The 16,166-nt window shown below is 65.7% G+C and carries 13 protein-coding genes; 8 read left to right on the top strand and 5 right to left on the bottom strand.

Going from position 1 to position 16,166, the window contains the following annotated elements; translation table 11 throughout:
• The first annotated feature begins 6 nt into the window (after positions 1–6).
• The 3 genes from hscA to iscX all read left to right on the top strand — a co-directional run bounded on the left by hscA (position 7) and on the right by iscX (position 2,584).
• Positions 7–1,878 carry a Fe-S protein assembly chaperone HscA gene (hscA, locus tag FQ746_RS25935; protein ID WP_144112633.1) on the top strand — a complete coding sequence of 624 codons (1,872 nt, stop codon included), beginning with the start codon at positions 7–9 and terminating at the stop codon, positions 1,876–1,878.
• A gap of 151 nt (positions 1,879–2,029) precedes the next feature.
• Positions 2,030–2,371 carry an ISC system 2Fe-2S type ferredoxin gene (gene fdx, locus FQ746_RS25930; protein ID WP_144112632.1) on the top strand — a complete coding sequence of 114 codons (342 nt, stop codon included), beginning with the start codon at positions 2,030–2,032 and terminating at the stop codon, positions 2,369–2,371.
• Positions 2,372–2,386: 15 nt separating this feature from the next.
• Positions 2,387–2,584 carry a Fe-S cluster assembly protein IscX gene (gene iscX / locus FQ746_RS25925; RefSeq protein WP_074764412.1) on the top strand — a complete coding sequence of 66 codons (198 nt, stop codon included), beginning with the start codon at positions 2,387–2,389 and terminating at the stop codon, positions 2,582–2,584.
• A gap of 91 nt (positions 2,585–2,675) precedes the next feature.
• Here iscX and FQ746_RS25920 read toward each other — a convergent pair whose 3' ends face one another.
• The 5 genes from FQ746_RS25920 to FQ746_RS25900 form a co-directional block, all read right to left on the bottom strand.
• Positions 2,676–3,362, bottom strand: coding sequence for a glycine zipper 2TM domain-containing protein (locus FQ746_RS25920; protein ID WP_144112631.1), 687 nt, complete (start codon positions 3,360–3,362; stop codon positions 2,676–2,678).
• Between the two features lie 252 nt (positions 3,363–3,614).
• Positions 3,615–5,156: a lysine--tRNA ligase gene (gene lysS, locus FQ746_RS25915; protein ID WP_144112774.1), complete on the bottom strand. Its 1,542-nt coding sequence runs from the start codon at positions 5,154–5,156 to the stop codon at positions 3,615–3,617.
• 129 nt (positions 5,157–5,285) lie between these two features.
• Positions 5,286–6,390 (bottom strand): peptide chain release factor 2 gene (gene prfB, locus FQ746_RS25910; RefSeq protein WP_144112630.1). Its coding sequence is split into 2 segments (ribosomal slippage): positions 5,286–6,308 and positions 6,310–6,390, totalling 1,104 coding nucleotides; the frame shifts between segments, so codons are not numbered across the junction.
• Between the two features lie 128 nt (positions 6,391–6,518).
• Positions 6,519–8,225, bottom strand: coding sequence for a single-stranded-DNA-specific exonuclease RecJ (recJ, locus tag FQ746_RS25905; protein ID WP_144112629.1), 1,707 nt, complete (start codon positions 8,223–8,225; stop codon positions 6,519–6,521).
• Positions 8,226–8,265: 40 nt separating this feature from the next.
• Complete coding sequence (locus tag FQ746_RS25900) at positions 8,266–9,384, bottom strand: regulator (RefSeq protein ID WP_144112628.1); 1,119 nt, start codon at positions 9,382–9,384, stop codon at positions 8,266–8,268.
• Positions 9,385–9,681: 297 nt separating this feature from the next.
• Between FQ746_RS25900 and FQ746_RS25895 the strand changes: the two genes are divergently transcribed.
• From FQ746_RS25895 to FQ746_RS25875, 5 genes are all read left to right on the top strand, one after another.
• Positions 9,682–10,935: a lipoprotein-releasing ABC transporter permease subunit gene (locus FQ746_RS25895; RefSeq protein WP_144112627.1), complete on the top strand. Its 1,254-nt coding sequence runs from the start codon at positions 9,682–9,684 to the stop codon at positions 10,933–10,935.
• Positions 10,928–11,671, top strand: coding sequence for a lipoprotein-releasing ABC transporter ATP-binding protein LolD (lolD, locus tag FQ746_RS25890; protein ID WP_186310835.1), 744 nt, complete (start codon positions 10,928–10,930; stop codon positions 11,669–11,671). Before FQ746_RS25895 ends, lolD begins: the two co-directional genes overlap by 8 nt.
• A gap of 12 nt (positions 11,672–11,683) precedes the next feature.
• Positions 11,684–12,472, top strand: coding sequence for a TatD family hydrolase (locus tag FQ746_RS25885; RefSeq protein ID WP_144112626.1), 789 nt, complete (start codon positions 11,684–11,686; stop codon positions 12,470–12,472).
• Positions 12,473–12,588: 116 nt separating this feature from the next.
• Complete coding sequence (locus FQ746_RS25880) at positions 12,589–15,216, top strand: DNA internalization-related competence protein ComEC/Rec2 (protein WP_144112625.1); 2,628 nt, start codon at positions 12,589–12,591, stop codon at positions 15,214–15,216.
• A gap of 53 nt (positions 15,217–15,269) precedes the next feature.
• On the top strand, positions 15,270–16,073 hold the full coding sequence (locus FQ746_RS25875) for an alpha/beta fold hydrolase (RefSeq protein ID WP_144112624.1): 804 nt from the start codon (positions 15,270–15,272) through the stop codon (positions 16,071–16,073).
• Positions 16,074–16,166 lie beyond the last annotated feature (93 nt).

Raw genomic sequence — 16,166 nt, 5'->3', positions numbered from 1 at the left:
ATCCAGATGGCCTTACTGCAAATCTCCGAACCCGGCATGGCGCCGGCGCCCCATCAGCGGCGTCTCGCGGTCGGTATCGATCTCGGCACCACCAATTCCCTCGTCGCCGCCGTGCGCAGCGGCGTGCCCGACGTGCTGCCCGACGAGGACGGCCACGCGCTGCTGCCGTCGGTGGTGCGGTACCTGGAAAAGGGCGGCCGCCGTATCGGTCGCGCCGCGAAAGCGGAAGCGGCCACCGATCCGCGCAATACGATCGTGTCGGTCAAGCGCTTCATGGGCCGCGGCAAGTCGGAAGTGGAGGGCGCCGAAAACGCGCCCTACGATTTCGTCGACGCGCCCGGCATGGTGCAGATCCGTACCGTCGACGGCGTGAAGAGCCCGGTCGAAGTGTCGGCGGAAATTCTCGCGACGCTGCGCCAGCGTGCGGAAGACTCGCTCGGCGACGAACTGGTCGGCGCGGTGATCACCGTGCCGGCGTATTTCGACGAAGCGCAACGCCAGGCCACCAAGGACGCGGCGCGTCTGGCCGGTCTGAACGTGCTGCGTCTGTTGAACGAGCCGACCGCGGCCGCCATTGCCTACGGGCTCGATAACGGTTCGGAAGGCCTGTATGCGGTCTACGACCTGGGCGGCGGCACCTTCGACCTGTCGATCCTGAAATTGACGAAAGGCGTGTTCGAAGTGCTCGCAGCCGGCGGCGACTCCGCCCTTGGCGGCGACGATTTCGACCATGCGCTGTACCGTTACGTCCTCGAGCAGGCCGGCATCGCCGCGCAAACGCTCACGCCGGAAGACGTGCGCCTGCTGCTGGACAGCGTCCGCGAGACCAAGGAGGCGTTGTCGCAGTCGTCCTCGGCTCCGCTGCAGGTCACGTTGTCGAGCGGCACCCAGGTCGATCTGACGATCGGCGAGGCGGCTTTCGAAGCCGTCACGCAAGCGCTGGTGCAGCGCACGTTCGGTCCGACGAAGAAAGCACTGCGCGACGCCAGGGTCACGACCAAAGAAGTGAAGGGCGTCGTGCTGGTGGGCGGCGCGACCCGTATGCCGGTAATTCGCCGCGCGGTCGAGTCGTTTTTCGGCCAGCCGCCGCTCATCAATCTCGACCCGGATCAGGTCGTCGCGCTCGGCGCGGCGATTCAAGCCGATCTGCTCGCCGGCAATCGGGGTGCGGACGGCGACGAATGGCTGCTGCTCGATGTGATTCCGCTGTCGCTGGGCGTCGAAACCATGGGCGGTCTGACCGAGAAGATCATCCCGCGCAACTCGACCATTCCCGTCGCGCGCGCGCAGGATTTCACGACCTTCAAGGACGGCCAGACGGCCATGGCGATCCACGTCGTGCAGGGCGAGCGCGAGCTCGTCAGCGATTGCCGCTCGCTCGCGCGCTTCGAGCTGCGCGGCATTCCGCCGATGGCGGCCGGCGCGGCGCGGATTCGCGTGACGTATCAGGTGGATGCCGACGGTCTGCTGTCGGTGTTTGCGCGCGAACAGGGTTCAGGCGTGGAAGCGTCGGTGGTCGTCAAGCCGTCGTACGGTCTCGCCGACGACGACATCGCGAAGATGCTCGAAGACAGCTTCTCGACCGCCGAGGTCGACATGCGCGCCCGCGCGCTGCGCGAAGCGCAAGTGGAGGCGCGCCGCCTGGTCGAAGCCACCGATGCAGCGCTGCAAGCCGACGCCGAATTGCTCGACGACAGCGAACGCGCCGAACTGGATACGTTGCTCGCCGCGCTGCGCTCGATCGCACAGAGCGAGGACGCCGACGCGATCGAAGCCGCCACGAAGACACTCGCCGAAGGCACCGACGAATTCGCCGCACGCCGCATGAACAAAGGTATTCGCCGCGCGCTGGCCGGCCGCAAGCTCGACGACATCTGAGCGAGACGTTGCGGCGCCAACGGCGGGCGGGCGCAGTTGCCCGAACCGACTCATCGCGTCATGCGGGCTCGTCGAAAAGTCCGCATGGCGCCAGTAAAATGGCACGGAGCCTGTTCGAGGCCGCCGTGCCGCAGACCCAAACGGAAAATGTATGCCTCAAATCGTTGTGCTGCCCCACGTCGAACTATGCCCTGACGGCGCGGTGATCGACGCCGTGCCTGGCCAGAGCATTTGCGACAGCCTGCTCGAGCACGGCATCGAAATCGAGCACGCGTGCGAGAAGTCGTGCGCATGCACCACGTGTCACGTGATCGTGCGTGAGGGTTTCGCCGCCTTGACGCCGTCCGGGGAAGACGAGGACGATCTGCTGGACAAGGCGTGGGGGCTCGAGCCTGCCTCGCGTTTGTCGTGCCAGGCGCTGGTGCCGGCAGAACAGGATCTGGTCGTCGAGATTCCGCGTTACACGATCAATCACGCGAAGGAAAACCACTAACAGGAGGATGCAGCCATGAAGTGGACCGATACGCAAGACATCGCAATGGCCCTGACCGACAAGCACCAGGACATCGATCCGCAACAGGTGCGCTTCACCGATTTGCACCGCTGGGTCACCGAGCTGGAAGGATTCGACGACGATCCCGAGCGCTCGAACGAAAAAATCCTCGAAGCAATTCAGGCTGCATGGATCGAAGACGCGGATTATTGAGCGGCTTCAAATTGAAAAAGGCGATTCGGTGGAATCGCCTTTTTTCATTTCTGCCGCGACTTTGCGGCGAGCTTCGTGGTTAGCCTCCCACTCAGCTAGCTACTAGCGTCCCGTTCTCGACCCGCACGCGCTGACCTTGCTGGAAGGGGGGCGCGTCGTGATACGTAAAGTAGCGGGTCTTGCCGTTTTCCATATGCACGCGCACCGAGTACGACGTCGTGCTGCGGATGTGCTTCTCCACCGAATTGCCCGCAAGACCGCCGCCGAGCGCGCCGAGCACGGTCATCGCCGTGCGTCCGCCGCCACCACCGAACTGGTTGCCGACTACGCCGCCTGCCACTGCGCCACCGACCGCGCCGATCCCCGTACCATGCCCCTCATGACGCACCGCCGAGACGGCGGCCACGGTGCCGCACGACTCGCAGTAAGCAGGCGCGGGCGGTGGTTGCTGGGCTTCCTGTTGGGCGGCCTGAGCCTGCTGCTGCTGGGCATATTGCTGCTGCTGTGCCGGCGTGGGAGCGACAGGCTGGGGTGCTTGCTGTGCCTGTTGTTGAACCGACGGATTCGCCGGCGCCGCGGAGTCGACCACGGCCGGTTGCGTGCCGACCTGTGCGGCCTGAGTCTGATCGTTCTGGGAGTTGCTGCTGGACGCGTGCGGGAAGAGACCGGTGACAGCGGCGGTCGCAACCAGGCTGGCGACGATCACCGCGCCCGCTGCGGTCGCGATGAGTGGGTGAAGACGACGCTGTTGCGTCGGTTGGGTGTTCGGGCTTTCCATGGTGGCCTCCGTCTCTGGCAGAGTCGAGTGTTGATAGGGCTAAGTGTCGGCCAGATGGATTCCGGCCGGGTTTCAATTTGTAACGATCTGGTAGCAATGTGCGTTCCCGCCTCGCGGGCAATCTAGTCGCCATCGAGCGCATACGATGTGCGGGCACGTCGGGACATCGAAGCTTTTACCGCTGGTTACAAACAAAAAGCCCGGCATCGTCGATACCGGGCTTTTTCTTTTCTCACCAGCTACGCGTCGGCTTCAATCTTCGCGACGCAGATGCGGGAACAGAATCACGTCGCGAATACTCGGGCTGTCGGTGAGCATCATCACCAGCCGGTCGATACCGATCCCGCAACCGCCGGCCGGCGGCATGCCGTATTCCAGCGCGCGAATATAGTCGGCGTCGTAGAACATCGCCTCTTCGTCGCCCGCATCCTTCTGGTCGACCTGCTTCCTGAAACGCGCTGCCTGATCTTCGGGATCGTTCAGCTCCGAGAAACCGTTGGCGATTTCGCGGCCCGTAATGAACAGCTCGAACCGCTCCGTGATGCCTTCGACCTTGTCCGACGCACGCGCCAGCGGCGACACTTCGACCGGGTAGTCGATGATGTACGTCGGCTCCCACAATTGCGATTCGGCGGTTTCTTCGAACAGCGCCAGTTGCAGCGAACCCACGCCCGCGTTCAGGAACTGCGGCTGCGACGCATCCACGCCGAACTTCTTGAGCTCCGTGCGCAGGAACGCGCCGTCGGCCAGCTGTTCGCTGGTGTATTGCGGCGCGTATTTCTGAATGGCCTGCGTGATGGTCAGGCGATGGAACGGCTTCGCCAGATCCAGCTCGCGACCCTGATACGTGATCGTCGCGGTGCCGAGCGCATCGACCGCGGCCTGACGGATCAACTGTTCGACGAAGTCCATCAGCCAGTGGTAGTCGGTGTAGGCTGCGTAGAACTCGATCATCGTAAATTCCGGATTGTGGCGCACCGAGACGCCCTCATTGCGGAAGTTACGGTTGATCTCGAACACACGCTCGAAGCCGCCCACCACCAGTCGCTTCAAATACAGCTCCGGCGCGATACGCAGATACATCTGCATGTCGAGCGCGTTGTGATGCGTGGTGAACGGTTTGGCTGCGGCGCCGCCCGGAATCGGGTGCAGCATCGGCGTTTCGACTTCCATGAAGTCGGCGTCCGCCATGAACTTGCGGATCGACGAAATCGCCTTGGTCCGCGCGACGAACGTCTTGCGCGTTTCCGGCGTGACGATCAGGTCGACGTAGCGCTGGCGGTACTTCATTTCCTGATCGGCGAGACCGTGGAATTTATCCGGCAGCGGGCGCAACGACTTCGCCAGCAGGCGCAGTTCGGTACAGCGCACCGACAGTTCGCCCTTGTTGGTGCGAAACAGCACGCCGCGCGTGGCGACGATATCGCCCATGTCCCACTTCTTGAACGCGTCGTAGGTTTCCTGACCGACGTCGGCCGGCGTGATGAAGAACTGGATCTGACCCGAGCCGTCGCGCACGGTCGCGAAGCTCGCCTTGCCCATGACGCGCTTGAGCATCATGCGCCCGGCGATCGCGACTTCGAGCGGATTCGCTTCGAGCGCTTCCTTGTCGCTGTGCTCGTACTGCGTCTGCAGATCGGCGGCGTGATGCGTGGGGCGGAAATCGTTCGGATAGGCGACGCCCTGGTCACGCAACTCGCGCAGCTTTTCGCGGCGCTCGGTCATGATCTTGTTGTCGTCCACTTCGGGGGCGACGCTCGCTGGGGCCGCGGTCGGCTGGGTCGGTTCGGTCATGATGATCTGGTATTCGGTGACCCGCATCGGAACACCACATGCGGGAGGCCATACGGTGAAAAAACTCAGGCGCTAAAAAGAGGCGTCGAAGAGGCGGCGCGGCTTTGCGTGCCGCGCCGGTCGCGCTGCTTACACGCCCTGTTTCAGGCTCGCGCTGATGAACGGATCGAGGTCGCCGTCGAGCACGCTCTTGGTATTGCTGATTTCGACGTTGGTGCGCAAGTCCTTGATACGGCTGTTGTCCAGCACGTAGGAACGGATCTGATGACCCCAGCCCACGTCGGTCTTGCCGGCTTCGAGCTTGTCCTGCTCGGCCTGACGTTTGCGGATTTCCGCTTCGTACAGGCGCGATTTCAGCATGGCCATCGCTTCGGCGCGGTTACGGTGCTGCGAGCGGTCGTTCTGGCACTGCACGACGATGCCCGACGGCATGTGCGTGATACGCACGGCGGAGTCGGTCTTGTTGATGTGCTGACCGCCCGCACCGGATGCGCGATACGTGTCGATGCGCAAGTCGGCCGGGTTGATGTCCACTTCGATCGACTCGTCGACTTCCGGGTACACGAAGACCGACGAAAACGACGTGTGACGTCCGCCCGACGAATCGAACGGCGACTTGCGCACGAGGCGGTGCACGCCGGTTTCGGTGCGCAGGAAGCCGTACGCGTATTCGCCTTCGATCTTGATGGTGGCGTTCTTGATGCCCGCGACGTCGCCGTCGGTCTGCTCCAGCACTTCGGTCTTGAAGCCCTTGCGCTCGCAGTAGCGCAGATACTGGCGCAGCAGCATGGCCGCCCAGTCGCACGCTTCGGTGCCGCCGGCGCCGGCCTGGATGTCGAGAAATGCGTTGTTCGGGTCGGCCGGATTCGCGAACATGCGGCGAAATTCCATGTCGGCGACGCGCGCTTCGAGTCCTTGTGCATCGGTTTCGCAGGAGATCAGCGTGTCGTCGTCGGCCTCTTCCCTGGCCATCTCGAACAGGTCCTGCGCGTCGCGCAGGTCGTTATCGAGCGAGGTGAGCTTGCCGACCGTGTCGTCGAGCAGTTTCTTTTCCCGGCCGAGGGCCTGGGCGTGCTTCGAGTCGTTCCAGACGTCCGGGTCTTCGAGTTCCCGGTTCACTTCGATTAGACGCAGTGCTTTGTCGTCGTAGTCAAAGATACCCCCGTAGCGAGTCCGCGCGCGTGCGCAGGTCCGCCAGAGAGGCTTCGATCGCGTTGAGACGTTCCGCTTCCATGTCGATCTTTATAGCTTCGTAAAAAGGGGGGAATTATAGCCGATCGGCGCGCCCGGCCGGACCGGCGGAGCGCGCGAAGGCCGGCCCGAACGAGCCGGCGGGGACCAGAAACGCCGGACCCGGCGCGTTCAGCTCGCCGCGTGCTCGACGATCAGTTGTACGCGCGACACGCCGTTCCACGTGTCGCTGGCGAGCCGGTAGGCGACCGTGGTGCGCGCCGGCAACGTGTCCGTGTGATTGAACCAGATGGCGTTGAAGCGCTGCCGCCCGCGAATGAGTTGCAGTTTCAGATGCTTGTCCTTCACCAGCGCCTGCGACGCGATATCGAATTCACCGGAAAACACCGGCGCCGGGAAACCCTGGCCCCAGACGGCCGCGTCGAGCATCTCGACGAACTGCGGCGTGAAATAGGCGTCTTCGAGTTCACCGTCGGTTTCGACCGTCCGCGACAGCGCTTCGGGCGACAGCCATTCACGGCCGACTGCTTCGAACGCAGCGGTGAAGCGCGGCACGTCGGCGGCCGCGAGCGTCAGGCCGGCGGCCATCGCGTGACCGCCGAACTTGACGATCATCCCGGGCTCGCGCTTCGAGATCAGATCGAGCGCATCGCGCAGATGGAATCCCGCGATCGAGCGGCCCGAGCCCTTGACCAGCACGCCGCTGTCGTCGGCGTGCGCGAAGGTGAACGAGGGCCGGTGGAATTTCTCCTTGAGCCGCCCGGCGACGATGCCGATCACGCCCTGATGCCAGCCGGGATTGAAGAGGGTGATGGTGGTGGCGTCGGCGGGGTCGATCGCCGACAGGTCGTCGAGCGCCTGCTGCTGCATGCCGGCTTCGATTTCGCGGCGCTCGCGGTTCATCGTGTCGAGTTGCTGCGCGAGGTCCCAGGCGCGGCCGATGTCGTCGGTGGTCAGGCATTCGATGCCGAGCGACATATCCGACAGCCTGCCCGCTGCGTTCAGCCGCGGCCCGAGCGCGAAGCCGAGGTCGAAGCCCGACGCGCTGCGCGCATCGCGCGCGGCGGCGCGGAACAGCGCGGCGATCCCCGGCTGCATCTTGCCTTTGCGGATGCGCTGCAAACCTTGCGCGACCAGCACGCGATTGTTGCCGTCCAGCTTGACCACGTCGGCCACCGTGCCGAGCGCGACCAGATCGAGCAGGCCGTCCAGCCGCGGCTCGGGAAACGCCTCATTGAACGCACCGCGGCGGCGCAATTCCGCGCGCAGCGCGAGCAGCACGTAAAACATCACGCCGACGCCCGCCAGGCACTTGCTCGGAAAGCTGCAGCCCGGCTGGTTCGGATTGACGATTGCGCGTGCCGCGGGCAACTCGTCGCCGGGCAGGTGATGGTCGGTGACCAGCACGTCGATACCGAGCGCGTTGGCCGCTGCCACACCGTCCACGCTGGCGATGCCGTTGTCGACCGTGATCAGCAGTTCCGGTTTGCCTGCCGCGTTTTGCGCCGCCAGCGCGACGATTTCCGGCGTCAGCCCATAGCCGTATTCGAAACGGTTCGGCACCAGGTACTCGATATTGCCGCCGAACATGCGCAGCCCGCGTACCGCGACGGCACAGGCGGTGGCGCCGTCGCAATCGTAGTCGGCGACCACCAGCATGCGGCGCTTGCCCTGAATGGCATCGGCGAGCAGGCCCGCCGCGGTTTCGCAGCCCTTCAGTTCGAGCGGCGGCACGAGGCGCGCGAGACCCGTTTCGATTTCGTCGGGCAGACACACGCCGCGCGCCGCGTACAGACGCGCGAGCACCGGATGCAGGCCATGGCGGATCAGAATTTCAGCGTCGACGGGAGAGGCGGCGCGGGTAACGATTCGGGTCATTCGGAAAGGCCGTGGTTCGTGCAGCGAGCGAGGCTGTCAGTCATTCGATGAAGAGCGAGGCAAATACGCGCCGGCGCCAGAATTTACGCAAGTCGCCGCGCGTGACGTTCAGCGTCACCGAACCGGTGTCGCCGCAGAGCGTGAGGCCGAGTTCGCCGAGACGGCCGTTTAGCAGCGCGTCCAGCGCGGGCGCGAACCAGTCGGTTTGCAACGCCGCGAACGCGTCGTTCCAGCGGGCCCAGTCCTGTCCGATATAAGGCGCGGAGAACGGATCGAGTTCGACGAGAGTGGTGTGAGCGGCGCCGGCCGCAGGCGCTGCGGCATCGGGAGCGGCCAGCAACGCGTCAAACGAGGCTGGCGGCGCGCCGGTCGCCACGCCGGCCGCGAGGGCGAGCCCACGCGTGGCGGGGGCGTGCGACGACACCCGCGCGAACGGGCTGCGCACCGGCTGCATCGCGCCCTGTGCGTGAAACCAGATCGAATTGACGGCAGGCAAGCCGCGCGCTTCGCGCGCCTCGTTGACCGGATGCTCGAACCACGCCATCTGCACTTCGTTCTGCAACTTCATCCACGCGCGCGAGCGTTCGCCCGAATGCGCTTCGTGCGGCAGCCAGATTTCGATGTTGCGGCCGCTCGCGCGCAGCGGCGAGGCGCCGGCCAGCGTGCCGAAGCCGTCGCCCGACAGATACCAGCGCGCGGGTTTCGGCGCTTCGATGCGTACGCCGAGTTCTTCGATCAGCGGGCGCGCGACCGCCAGCAACGTGGCGGCTTCCTGATCGGACAGGTCGAGCGAGGCCGGGTCGATCAGCACCAGATGGTCATGCGCGATGCGCACGTGAACCGGCTGCACGCAGGCCCAGGTGGCGGTGCCGGGCTCGCCGCCGTCGGCGCGCAGCATGTAGGGCGCGAGCGGCGCTTCGTCGGACGCGCCCGCCGAACCGCCTGCTAAAGCGCCGAACTGCCGGGCGACCCAGCGTTCGTGCGGCAGCGTGCGCTGGAAATCTTCGCCGATCACCCGTTCCACCAGTGTCGCGCGCGCGATCAGCCGGTCGAGCGCGGGGCTCTGGATGCCGTGCAGGGCGGTAGTGGCGTCAGCTGCGGCGGGCAGCGCGAAGGGCAGGAGGAGATGGAGGCGGTCGACGGGCATGATGCTGCGCATTGTAGGGCAAGCGCTCGCGCAAGCGGGCCGCTAATCCCGGCCCGTCGACGGCCATGACCTCGCGCGGAGCCCGGTTTGCGCGAGCGGGCGGGATTGTATGGCAAACTTCGCGCTTGATTGAAGGCGATGGCGGCCACGGGGGGCGGCATCGGTGGCGCAGGGTTTTTCTGCGGCGCTGCTGGCGGCCAGCCGGAACTTCCCGTTCGCCACGACACCCAGAATCACGACGCTCATGCCGCAGGACCGGCGCGCCCGCCATGGGCGGCATGAAGCCGAAGAACGCAGACAAGGATTCGCTTGAAATTTCCCTACGAATGGCAGATTGGCTGGCGCTATACCCGCGCCGGCAAGCGCACGACCGGTAACGGCTTTATCTCGTTTATCGCGCTCGTGTCGATGTCGGGCATCGCGCTCGGCGTGGCCGCGCTGATCGTCGTGCTGTCGGTCATGAACGGCTTCCAGAAAGAAGTGCGCGACCGGATGCTGTCGGTGCTGGCACACGTTGAAATTTTTTCGCCCACGGGTTCCATGCCCAACTGGGAATTGACCGCGAAGGAAGCGCGCCTGAATAAACAGGTGATCGGCGCTGCGCCGTATGTCGAAGCGCAGGCACTCCTGACGCGCCAGGACGCCGTGAGCGGCGTCGCCTTGCGCGGCGTGGAACCGACGCTCGAGCCGGAAGTGTCCGACATCGGCAAGGAGATGAAGGGCGGCAAGCTGACCGATCTGGTGCCGGGCGACTTCGGCATCGTGCTGGGCGCCGACCTCGCCACCAATCTGGGCGTGCAGGTCAACGACAAGATCACGCTGGTCGCGCCCGAGGGCACCATCACGCCGGCCGGCATGCTGCCGCGTCTGAAACAGTTCACGGTGGTGGGCATCTTCGAGTCGGGGCATTACGAATACGACAGCACGCTCGCGCTGATCAACATCAAGGATGCGCAGGCGCTGTTCCGGCTACCCGCGCCGACCGGCGTGCGGCTGCGTCTCACCGACATGCAGCGTGCGCCGGAGGTCGCGCACCAACTGGCGCGCAGCCTGTCGGGCGATCTCTACATCCGCGACTGGACCCAGCAGAACAAGACCTGGTTCTCCGCGGTGCAGATCGAAAAACGCATGATGTTCATCATTCTCACGCTGATCATCGCGGTGGCGGCGTTCAACCTCGTGTCGTCGCTGGTGATGACGGTGACCAACAAGCAGGCCGACATCGCGATCCTGCGCACGCTCGGTGCGCAGCCGCGTTCGATCATGAAGATTTTCGTCGTGCAGGGCGTGACGATCGGCTTCATCGGCACGGCGACCGGTGTCGCGCTGGGTTGCCTGATCGCGTGGAGCATTCCGTGGCTCGTGCCGATGATCGAGCATGTGTTCGGCGTGCAGTTCCTGCCGCCGTCGGTGTACTTCATCAGCGAATTGCCGTCGGAACTGATTCCGGCCGACGTCGCGCGCATCGGCATCATTGCCTTCGTGATGTCTTCGCTGGCCACCTTGTACCCGAGCTGGCGCGGCGCGAAAGTCCGTCCGGCGGAGGCGCTGCGTTATGAATGACCGTTCCGCTACCTTATCTATGGCCACCCAGGACACCGCGCGACATCCGTACGTGCTCGAAGCCACCGGCATCTCCAAGTCGTTCGTGCAGGGCGGTCTCAATGTGCAGGTGCTCAAGGACACGCAACTGAGCGTGCGGCGCGGCGAGAAGCTCGCGATCGTCGGTGCGTCCGGTTCGGGCAAGAGCACCTTGCTGCACGTACTCGGCGGTCTCGACGATCCGAGCGCGGGACAGGTGTCCGTGCTGGGCAAGCCGTTCACCAGGCTGTCCGAGCGCGAACGCAACGACCTGCGCAATCGCGCGCTCGGCTTCGTGTATCAGTTTCACCATCTGTTGCCGGAATTCACCGCGCTCGACAACGTCGCGATGCCGCTGCGGATTCGCCGCATGTCGACCGACGCCGCGCGCCGCGAAGCGCTCGACGTGCTGGAGCGCGTGGGCATGGGCCATCGCGCGAAACATCGGCCGGGCGAACTGTCGGGCGGCGAGCGGCAGCGCGTGGCGATTGCCCGTGCGCTGGTCACCAAGCCGGCTTGCGTGCTGGCCGACGAGCCGACCGGTAATCTCGACGGCGGCACCGCCGACACGGTCTTCAACCTGATGCTCGAACTGTCGCAGACGCTCGAGACCAGCTTCGTGATCGTCACGCACGATCCGGAACTGGCGGGCCGCTGCGACCGCATCATGCGGCTGCGCGACGGCGTGTTGTACGAAGAGCCGGCGCTGCCGGTCTGACGCCGGGCCGCCATGTGGATCGATACCCACTGCCATCTCGACGCGTCGGAGTTCGACGCCGACCGCGATGACGTCGCGGCCGCGGCGCGGCGCGCGGGAGTGGGGCGTATCGTGATTCCGGCCATCGGCCGGGAGAACTTCGCGACGGTGCGTGAACTGGCGCATCGCATCGACGGCGGCGCGTATGCGCTGGGTATCCATCCGTTGTTCACGCCGTCCGCGCAGGAGGGCGACCTCGATCTGCTGCGCCTCGAAATCAAAGCGAGTCTCGACGATCCGCGCTTCGTCGGCATCGGCGAAATCGGGCTCGACTATTTCGTCGCCGGGCTCGACGATGCACGCCAGCAGTTCTTCTACGACGGTCAACTGCAACTCGCGCGGCAATTCGGTCTGCCGGTCATCTGCCACGTGCGCAAATCGCAGGACAAGGTGATTGCGGGACTGCGGCGGCATCAGATTCATACCGGCATCGCGCATGCTTTCAACGGCAGTTTCCAGCAGGCGCAGGCTTATATCGATCAGGGACTGCATCTCGGTTTCGGCGGCAACCTGACGTTCGAACGCGCGCGGCAGATTCGCCGCCTCGCGGAGCAACTTCCCTTCGATGCGCTGGTGGTCGAAACCGACGCACCGGACATCGCCCCTTCCTGGCTCTACAAGCAGCGCAATTCGCCCGAGCAGATTCCCGGCATCGGCGCGGGACTCGCGCAGTTGCGCCACCTGTCCGCCGACGAGACCGCCCTAGGCACAACGGCTAACGCGCTCGCCGCGCTGCCTCGGCTCGCCCTTTCCTCTGCATAATTGTCCGCGCTGGTTTGAGTGGTTCGCGCCGGGCGCAACTCACGCCCGGCGGGCGTTCGCCTGTCCGGTTCGCGCGTGGGTGCCAGCTTGCTCGTGCGCAGAGGGCGGGAGGGGGCATGCGAGCGTGGTGGTGCGGATTTGCGTTAGGTGTGATCGCGTTGCAGCGGCAGGCTGCGTTGCCGGATCTGGCGGAGTGGCTTTGCCTGGTGACGGGCGTCGTGGTGGCCTTGGGTGTGGCTGTTTGGCGTGTTGCTTCGAAGGCCCCGGTTGGGTTTGGCGGGCAGTCTGTAAAAGGCAGGTTCGTTGGCTGGAGCGCATTGTGGCTGGCGGCCTGCTGCGTCGGGTTTGGCTATGCGGCCTGGCGTGCCGAAGCACGCCTCGCGGTGAGCCTTCCTGTTGCGTGGGAAGGCCGTGAGATCACTGTGGTCGGCAGTATCAAAGGGCTGCCGGCGCGTAACGAGCAGGGCACGCGTTTTCTGTTGGCGCTCGAGTCGGTGCTGCCGGCGGGCGATGCTATTCCGAGCGATGCGGACACGGCAGCGCGTCGGGCGTTTCCACGCGTGCTGCAACTTTCGTGGATCGCCGACGCTGCGCCTGCGGCTTTGCCCGTGCCCGCGCTTCAACCGGGCGAACGCTGGCGTCTGAACGTACGGCTCAAGCGTCCCCATGGCAATGCGAACTTCGGCGTGCGCGATGCCGAGGTCGCGTTGCTCGCACGCAATGTCCGCGCGACCGGTTACGTCAGTACGCCCGCGCAGGCGCTCCGGCTGAGCGGCGAGGCGGGCGGCATCGGCGTGCTCGTCGACCGATGGCGCGCGGCGTTGCGCGCGCGAATCGACACGGTGCTCGGCGACGCGCCGCATCGCGGGATCGTGGTGGCGCTCGCTATCGGCGCGCAGGATCAGGTCAGCGTGGCGGACTGGTCGCTGATGCGTGCCACGGGCACGAGTCATCTGGTGGCGATCTCCGGCTTGCATATCGGTTTTGTCGCGGGACTAGCGGGCTGGTTGCTGGGCGCGATCTGGCGGCGCTCCAGATGGATGGGAGTCGACGGACCGTTGCTGCTGCCCGCGCAGATCGTCGCGGTGACCGGTGGTGTGCTATGCGCCGCCCTGCATGCGGCGCTGGCCGGCTTTAACGTGCCCGCGCAGCGCGCATTGTGGATGGCGGGCGTGGTCGCGCTCGCCTTCGTCGGCGGACGCGAGATCCCGCGTTCGGCGGTGCTCGCGTGGGCGTTGGGACTGGTGCTGCTGATCGACCCGTGGGCCGTCACGGCAGCCGGTTTCTGGCTGTCGTTCGGCGCGGTCGCGGCGATTCTCTTTGCGATGTCGGGGCGGCCTTCCCAACGGGATCGCGATGCCGCCGGCAACGCAAGCCTGCCGGACGGCGTCGATGAGGAACCGCCCACACGTTTCGCCCGGTTGCGTGCGATAGCGCGGCATCGCCTCGGGCGTATCGCCGCACGATTGCGTAGCGCCGCACAGGTGCAGTTCGCGGTGACGGTCGCGCTTGCGCCGCTCACTGTCTACTGGTTCATGCAGATTCCGCTGATCGGCCCGCTGGCGAACGCGCTGGCGATTCCCTGGGTGAGCGTGCTGGTGACACCCGCCGTACTGGCCGGCGTCGCATTGCCCGCGCCCTTTGACGCCGAAGCGTTGCGCGTCGCCCATCTGCTGCTCGGGTTGCTGGCGCAAGGGTTGCAAAAACTGAGCGGTCCCGCATGGACGCTATGGCGTTTGCCGCAACCGGACCCATGGACGCTCGGCGCAGCGGCCATCGGCGTGCTCTGGTGTCTCGCGCCGCGCGGCTGGCCGCTGCGCTGGGCTGCACCCTTGACGTGGTTGCCGCTGCTGTTGCCGGCGTCGCATGGACCGCCGCACGGCGGCTTCCGGTTGAGCGCACTCGATGTCGGGCAGGGCAGCGCGGTGCTGGTGGAAACCGCGCATCACACCTTGTTGTTCGATGCCGGGCCGGGACCGGAATCGACCCATGCAGGCGAGCGCGTCGTCGTGCCGTTTCTGCAGGCGCAGGGCGTGACGGCGCTCGACATGCTGATCGTCAGTCACGCCGATTCGGATCACGCGGGCGGTGCGCCGGCAGTGCTGGACGCGCTCGCGGTTCATCGACTGGTCGCGGCATTGCCGTCCGATCACGCGTTGTGGTCGAACGCGCGCGAACGTGGCGCGGATACGGTGCCCTGCGCGGCCGGTCAGCGCTGGCAATGGGATGGCGTCGAGTTCGCGATGCTCTGGCCGGACGCCGGTCCGCTGCAGGGCAAACCGAACGCGCATTGCTGCGTGCTGCGGATCGGGACGGTGTCGTCTTCGGAGTATCGGGCGGGCGCTGGGTCCGATCTCATACTGCCGTCGCCGACGACCGCTTTACTCAGCGCGGATATCGAAGCGCCGGTCGAACGGATCCTGCTCGCCCGGGATAAAGCGGCCTTGCGCGCGCAGGTGCTGGTGGTCCCGCATCACGGCAGCAAGACCTCGTCGACCGAGCCGTTCCTCGACTCCATCGAACCGCTCGTCGCGTTATTTCAGGTAGGCTACCGGAACCGTTTTCACCACCCGAATGCCGGTGTGTTCGAGCGTTACAAGGCGCGGCATATCGAACTCGGGCGTAGCGACGTCGACGGCGCGGTGCGAGTCGAGCTCGCGCCCGAGGACGCGACGCAGGGCACGGCGCCGCTCACGCTCGAACGTTATCGCGACACCCGGCGCCGCTACTGGATGGACCGTTGAACCCCGTCAACCCCCCGGACCGGATCATAAAAACAGCACGGAGATAGCCGCAGTTGAAAAACATCATTCACTTCTCGCACGCGAACGGCTTCCCGGCGTCTACCTACCGGACCATCTTCGCCGAACTCGCCGACGACTACGATCTGCGCTTCATCGAACGCATTGGCCACGACTCGCGCTATCCGGTTACGCAGGACTGGCCGCATCTGGTCGAACAGTTGCTGAACGACATCGGCCGCGCTTACGAGCGTCCGGTGTGGCTGGTGGGGCATTCGCTCGGCGGCTATCTGTCGCTGATGGCCGCGCTGAAGAAACCGCAATGGGTGCGCGGCGTGGTGATGCTCGATTCGCCGGTGATCGCCGGCTGGCGCAGCAGCATGCTGCGCGTGTCGCAATGGACCGGCCTCGACGAGCGGCTCTCGCCGGCCGCCGCGACCCGCACCCGCCGCATGCAGTGGGCCAGTCGCGACGAAGCATGGCGGCACTTCCATTCGAAGCCGGCGTTCGCGCGCTGGGACGAGCGCATGCTGTCCGACTACATCGACTTCGGCATTCCGCAAAGCTCGCCGGACGGCACGCGCTCGCTCGCGTTCGACCGCGGCACCGAATACCGGATCTACCGGACCCTGCCGCATACGCTCGGTTCGCGGCTCGCGCACGGCGCGCCGGTGCCGGTGGGTTTCATCGCCGGGACACGCTCGAAGGAAATCCGTCAGGCCGGGCTCGATGCCACGCGCCGCGCGACCGGCGGGCATCTGGAATGGATCGAAGGCAGCCATCTTTACCCGATGGAAAAGCCGCTCGAAACGGCACGCGCCGTCCAGCGGATGTTGCGCGAACTGGAACAGCGCGCCTGACGGCGAGCGGCTGTCAAGGCGTGCGCATGACGCCGCCCGGTGGGAATGCCGGACGGATTTCGCTGGGTGATTTTGCTGGGTAGGGCAGTTCCT

This window comes from Paraburkholderia sp. BCC1886 (genome assembly GCF_900996245.1).
Taxonomy (GTDB): Bacteria; Pseudomonadota; Gammaproteobacteria; order Burkholderiales; family Burkholderiaceae; genus Paraburkholderia.
Note: the sequence above shows the minus strand (reverse complement) of the source record. Positions and strands in the feature narration are given on the sequence as shown.